This window comes from Streptomyces sp. NPDC004561 (assembly GCF_053602155.1).
This window is the reverse complement of record NZ_JBSGDB010000594.1, coordinates 1-4,908: the sequence shown is the minus strand read 5'-3', so window position 1 is coordinate 4,908 and position 4,908 is coordinate 1. Positions and strand designations below refer to the sequence as shown.

The following is a 4,908-nucleotide window of genomic DNA, read 5'->3' as shown; positions in this document are numbered from 1 at the left end:
ACCCGAAACCGGCCGGCTGCGCTACGCCTCCCACCTGCCCGGCTGGCACTCCCCCACCCTGCTCGACGACCTCGCGGCGGCGCTACCGGATCGGCATCCCCGCCAGGGTCCTTGCGATGACGAGCCGCTGGATCTCGCTCGTGCCCTCGAAGATCGTGTAGATCGCGCTGTCCCGGTGCATCCGCTCCACCGGGTACTCCCGGGTGTAGCCGTTGCCGCCGAGGATCTGGATCGCCTGCGCGGTCACCTTCTTCGCCGTCTCGCTCGCGAACAGCTTGGACATCGACCCCTCGGCCGCGGTGAACGGCCTGCCGTTGACCGCCATCCACGAGGCACGCCAGACGAGCAGCCGGGCCGCGTCGATCTGCGTCCGCATGTCCGCGAGCTGGAAGGCGACCCCCTGGTTGTCGATGATGGGCCGCCCGAACTGCTCCCGGGTCCTGGCGTAGTCGAGGGCGACCTCGTAGGCGGCCCTCGCGGTGCCGATGGCCATGGCCCCGACAGCCGGGCGCGACGCCTCGAAGGTCGCCATCGCCGCGTTCTTCACCCGCTCGCCGCCGGCCGCCTTCGCCTTCTCCCGGGCCCGGGCGAGCCGCTCGTCCAGCTTGTCCTTGCCGCCGAGCAGGCAGGAGCCGGGGACGCGGACGCCGTCGAGGATGACCTCGGCGGTGTGCGAGGCGCGGATGCCGTGCTTCTTGAACTTCTGGCCCTGGGAGAGCCCCGGGGTGCCCGGCGGGACGATGAAGGAGGCGTGGCCCTTGGAGCCCAGTTCCGGGTCGACGATGGCCACCACCACGTGGACGTTGGCGATGCCGCCGTTGGTCGCCCAGGTCTTCGTGCCGTTGATCACCCACTCGTCCTTGGCCTCGTCGTACACGGCTCGCGTGCGCAGGGAGGCCACGTCGGAGCCGGCGTCGGGCTCGGACGAGCAGAACGCGGCGACCTTGACGTCGTTCTGGTCGCCGTACATCTGCGGGATCCAGGTGCCGATCTGCTCCTCGGTCCCGTTGGCGAGAACGCCCACGGCGGCGAGGCCGGTGCCCACAATGGAGAGGGCGATGCCCGCGTCGCCCCAGAACAGCTCCTCCATGGCCATCGGGATGCCGAGGCCGGTGGGGTCGAAGTACTGCTGTGCGTAGAAGTCGAGGGAGTAGATGCCGACCTTCGCGGCCTCCTGTATGACCGGCCAGGGAGTCTCCTCGCGCTCGTCCCACTCGGCGGCCGCCGGACGGATCACGTCCGCGGCGAAGCCGTGGAGCCAGTCCCGGACTTCCTTCTGTTCGTCGTTCAGCTCCATGGTGAACTCGGCCATGTCCCCTCCAGCGGCGGCAGTGCGATGTTACTAGCGGTAACACGAGTCTGTTACCGACGGGTAGGAAAAGTCAACCGCCGATGACGCCTCGGCATCCCGTTCGATGTCAGGCACACAGACAGTGTTAGTTTGCGCAGGCGTCACCGAAACAGCACGGGTGGGGAGAGCACAATGGACACCACACAGCGGACCGATCAGCAGCGGTCCGCCGATCGCCGACGGCGCGAGCTGCTGGAGGCCGCCGACCGGGTGGTGCTCCGCGACGGCCCGCAGGCGTCGATGAACGCGATCGCGGCGGAGGCGGGCATCACCAAGCCGATCCTCTACCGCCACTTCGGCGACAAGGGCGGACTGTACGCGGCGCTCGCCAAACGGCACACGGACGCACTGCTCGCCTCCCTGCGGGCCGCGCTGGACGCCCCCGCCGAGCGGCGGGAGCGGGTCGAGGCCACCCTGGACACCTACCTCGCCGCGATCGAGGCACGGCCCCAGGTGTACCGGTTCCTGATGCACCCCGCGGAGGGGAGCGTCGGCACCGACCACGGGTTCGACGTCGGCAAGCACAGCGCCCCGCTGCTGCGGCGGATGGGCGAGGAGCTGGCCCAGGTCATCGAGGAGCGCGTGGATCTCGGACCGGAGAGCCAGCAGCTGGCCCGGGTGTGGGGGCACGGGATCGTCGGGATGATGCACGCGGCCGGCGACTGGTGGCTGGGAGAACGGCCCTGCTCCCGCGCCGAATTGGTGCGGTCGCTGGCCGATCTCCTGTGGGGGCGGCTCGCGGCCGCGGGCGACAGGATCGGCGGCCCGGGGTTCTGACGGCCGTTCGTCACGCGCGGGTGCGCGGGGGCTGCTCGACCGGTCCCCCGTGCCCCTGACCCGGCCCGCTCGCCCGGTGCCACGAGGCCCGGGAGATCTGCCGCGTCAGCCGCCACCCGCGCCAGCCCGTGAGGTGGTCCGCGTACACGCGGCCCTCCAGGTGGTCGCACTCGTGCTGCAGGCATCGGGCGAAGAAACCCGTGCCGTGCACGGTGACCGGCTCACCGGTCACCGTGAAACCCTCGACGACCGCGTGGTCGTACCGCTCCGTACCCGCCTCGAGACCCGGCAGGGACAGACAGCCCTCCGGCCCCCGGATCACCACCCCGTCCGCCTCCACCAGTCGCGGATTCACCACATGTCCGAGATGCCGGACATCCTCGTCGTCCGGGCAGTCGTACACGAACACCCGCAGGGGCACCCCGATCTGATTCGCGGCCAGACCCACCCCCCTGGCCGCGTACATCGTGGCGAACAAGTCCTCCACGAGGGCCGCCAGATCGGCGCCGAATTCGGTGACTTCCCGGCATTGCTCGCGCAGTGCCCCGTCGCCGAGCAGGGTGAGAGGCCGGACGCGCCCGCCGGCGCCCGGAATGGAACCGTGTCGCATGGCGGCAAGGGTACGGTTCGTTTCAGCTCATGCCCGCCGCCCTGGTACGGACCGGGATTCGGGTGTGCGAATGGATCTCGATAGGCTGAGGTTCCCACCACGCTGCCGGATGGCCCCAGGCGCGGCGCGTACGCAAGGAGGATCGAGAACTGATGGCAGGCAACTCGGACCCGCTCTCGCCGCGGGCCAAGCTGGCCGTGACCGCGGGCAAGGCGGTCGCTGCGGCATCGCGCGCCGCCGGACGCGGCAGCGGGTCGGTGATCGGCGGCCGGGTCGCCCTGAGGCTCGACCCCGACCTGCTCGCACGGCTGGCGCAGAACCTGGACGTCGTCCTGGTGTCCGCCACCAACGGCAAGACCACGACCACCCGGCTGATCGCGGAGGCGCTGCGCGCGGCCGGCCCGGTGGTGTCGAACGCGCTGGGCGCCAACATGCCGGCCGGCATCACCTCCGCGCTCGCGGGCGGCTCGGACGCGAAGTTCGGCGTCATCGAGGTCGACGAGAAGTACCTGGCCGGAGTGGCCCGGGACACCGACCCGAAGTGCATCGCCCTGCTCAACCTCTCCCGCGACCAGCTCGACCGGGCCGCCGAGACCCGGATGCTCGCCGAGAACTGGCGCGAGGGCCTCGCCGGCTCCAAGGCGGTCGTCGTCGCCAACTGCGACGACCCGCTGGTGGTCTGGGCCGCCTCCTCGTCGCCGAACGTGATCTGGGTCGCGGCCGGGCAGATGTGGAAGGACGACGCCTGGTCCTGCCCGTCCTGCGGTGGCGTGATGCAGCGGCCCGGCGAGGACTGGTTCTGCGGCGAGTGCGGGTTCCGCCGGCCGACGCCGACCTGGGCGCTGTCCGGGGACCACGTCCTCGATCCGCACGGTTCCGCCTGGCCGATCCACCTGCAGCTCCCGGGCCGCGCCAACAAGGCCAACGCCGCCTCCTCGGCCGCCGTCGCCGCCGTCTTCGGCGTGCCGCCGCAGGTCGCGCTGGAGCGGATGTACCAGGTCCAGGCCGTGGCCGGGCGCTACGACGTGGTCCAGTTCGAAGGCCGTGACCTTCGCCTGCTCCTGGCGAAGAACCCGGCCGGCTGGCTGGAGACGTTCTCCCTGATCGACCCGCCGCCCGCCCCGGTGATCCTGTCCGTGAACGCGCGCGGCGCCGACGGCACCGACACCTCCTGGCTGTGGGACGTCGACTACACCCGGCTCACCGGCCACCCGATCTTCGTGATCGGCGACCGGAAGCTGGACCTCGCCGTCCGTCTGGAGGTCGCGAACCAGCACTTCCAGGTCTGCGAGAACCTCGACCAGGCCGTGCAGATGTGCCCGCCCGGACGGATCGAGGTCATCGCGAACTACACCGCGTTCCAGGACCTGCGCCGCCGCGTCGGCAACTGATCTTCGAAGGGCGATCACCTCATGACGGACAACCAACTGCGGCTGGTGTGGATCTACCCGGACCTGCTGAGCACCTACGGCGACCAGGGCAACGCGCTCGTCGTGGAGCGTCGGGCCCGGCAGCGCGGCCTGGACGTGGCCCGCCTCGACGTGCGCAGCGACCAGCCGATCCCGACCTCCGGCGACATCTACCTGATCGGCGGCGGCGAGGACCGGCCGCAGCGGCTCGCGGCCGAGCGGCTGCGCCGGGACGGCCATCTGCAGCGGGCGGTGCAGAACGGCGCGATCGTCTTCTCCGTGTGCGCCGGCTACCAGATCCTGGGCCACGAGTTCATCAACGACCTCGGCCAGCGCGAGCCCGGCCTCGGCCTGCTCGACGTGGTCTCGGTGCGCGGCGAGGGCGAGCGGTGCGTCGGTGACGTGCTGGCCGACATCGACCCGCAGCTCGGGCTGCCCCAGCTGACCGGCTTCGAGAACCACCAGGGCGTCACCCACCTCGGCGCCACCGCCCGCCCCTTCGCCCGGACCCGGATCGGCAAGGGCAACGGCACCGGGGACGGCACGGAGGGCGCCTACAACGGGACGGTCTTCGGCACGTACATGCACGGGCCGGTCCTCGCCCGCAACCCGCAGATCGCCGACCTGCTGCTCAAGCTGGCGCTCGACGTCAACGCGCTGCCGCCGATCGACGACCGCTGGTACGAGGCACTGCGCAACGAGCGCATCACGGCCGCGCAGCAGCCCGCGTGATCCCGCCGCGCGGCGGCCCGTCGAGGGCT

The 4,908-nt window shown here is 71.3% G+C and carries 5 protein-coding genes; 3 read left to right on the top strand and 2 right to left on the bottom strand.

The features are described from left to right. Nucleotides 1-82: 82 nt before the first annotated feature. On the bottom strand, nucleotides 83-1,312 hold the full coding sequence (locus ACWEN3_RS41540) for an acyl-CoA dehydrogenase family protein (protein ID WP_452982435.1): 1,230 nt from the start codon (nucleotides 1,310-1,312) through the stop codon (nucleotides 83-85). Between the two features lie 171 nt (nucleotides 1,313-1,483). Between ACWEN3_RS41540 and ACWEN3_RS41535 the strand changes: the two genes are divergently transcribed. Continuing rightward, the gene (locus ACWEN3_RS41535; protein ID WP_452982432.1) at nucleotides 1,484-2,128 is read left to right on the top strand and encodes a TetR family transcriptional regulator; all 645 of its coding nucleotides are present in this window, start codon (nucleotides 1,484-1,486) and stop codon (nucleotides 2,126-2,128) included. Nucleotides 2,129-2,138: 10 nt separating this feature from the next. Here the strand turns inward: ACWEN3_RS41535 and def are convergent, their stop codons facing one another. Next, nucleotides 2,139-2,738 (bottom strand): peptide deformylase, encoded by a 600-nt coding sequence (gene def, locus ACWEN3_RS41530; RefSeq protein ID WP_452982429.1) that lies wholly within the window; start codon nucleotides 2,736-2,738, stop codon nucleotides 2,139-2,141. A gap of 152 nt (nucleotides 2,739-2,890) precedes the next feature. Between def and ACWEN3_RS41525 the strand changes: the two genes are divergently transcribed. Together ACWEN3_RS41525 and ACWEN3_RS41520 are read left to right on the top strand one after the other, a co-directional pair. Continuing rightward, nucleotides 2,891-4,129 carry a MurT ligase domain-containing protein gene (locus ACWEN3_RS41525; protein ID WP_452982426.1) on the top strand — a complete coding sequence of 413 codons (1,239 nt, stop codon included), beginning with the start codon at nucleotides 2,891-2,893 and terminating at the stop codon, nucleotides 4,127-4,129. Nucleotides 4,130-4,150: 21 nt separating this feature from the next. After that, the gene (locus ACWEN3_RS41520; protein WP_452982423.1) at nucleotides 4,151-4,879 is read left to right on the top strand and encodes a type 1 glutamine amidotransferase; all 729 of its coding nucleotides are present in this window, start codon (nucleotides 4,151-4,153) and stop codon (nucleotides 4,877-4,879) included. Nucleotides 4,880-4,908 lie beyond the last annotated feature (29 nt).

Coding starts and splice junctions, on each gene's coding strand:
- ACWEN3_RS41520 (WP_452982423.1), top strand. CDS start 4,151: ATGACGGACAACCAACTGCGGCTGGTGTGGATCTACCCGGACCTGCTG.
- ACWEN3_RS41540 (WP_452982435.1), bottom strand. CDS start 1,312: ATGGCCGAGTTCACCATGGAGCTGAACGACGAACAGAAGGAAGTCCGG.
- def (WP_452982429.1), bottom strand. CDS start 2,738: ATGCGACACGGTTCCATTCCGGGCGCCGGCGGGCGCGTCCGGCCTCTC.
- ACWEN3_RS41525 (WP_452982426.1), top strand. CDS start 2,891: ATGGCAGGCAACTCGGACCCGCTCTCGCCGCGGGCCAAGCTGGCCGTG.
- ACWEN3_RS41535 (WP_452982432.1), top strand. CDS start 1,484: ATGGACACCACACAGCGGACCGATCAGCAGCGGTCCGCCGATCGCCGA.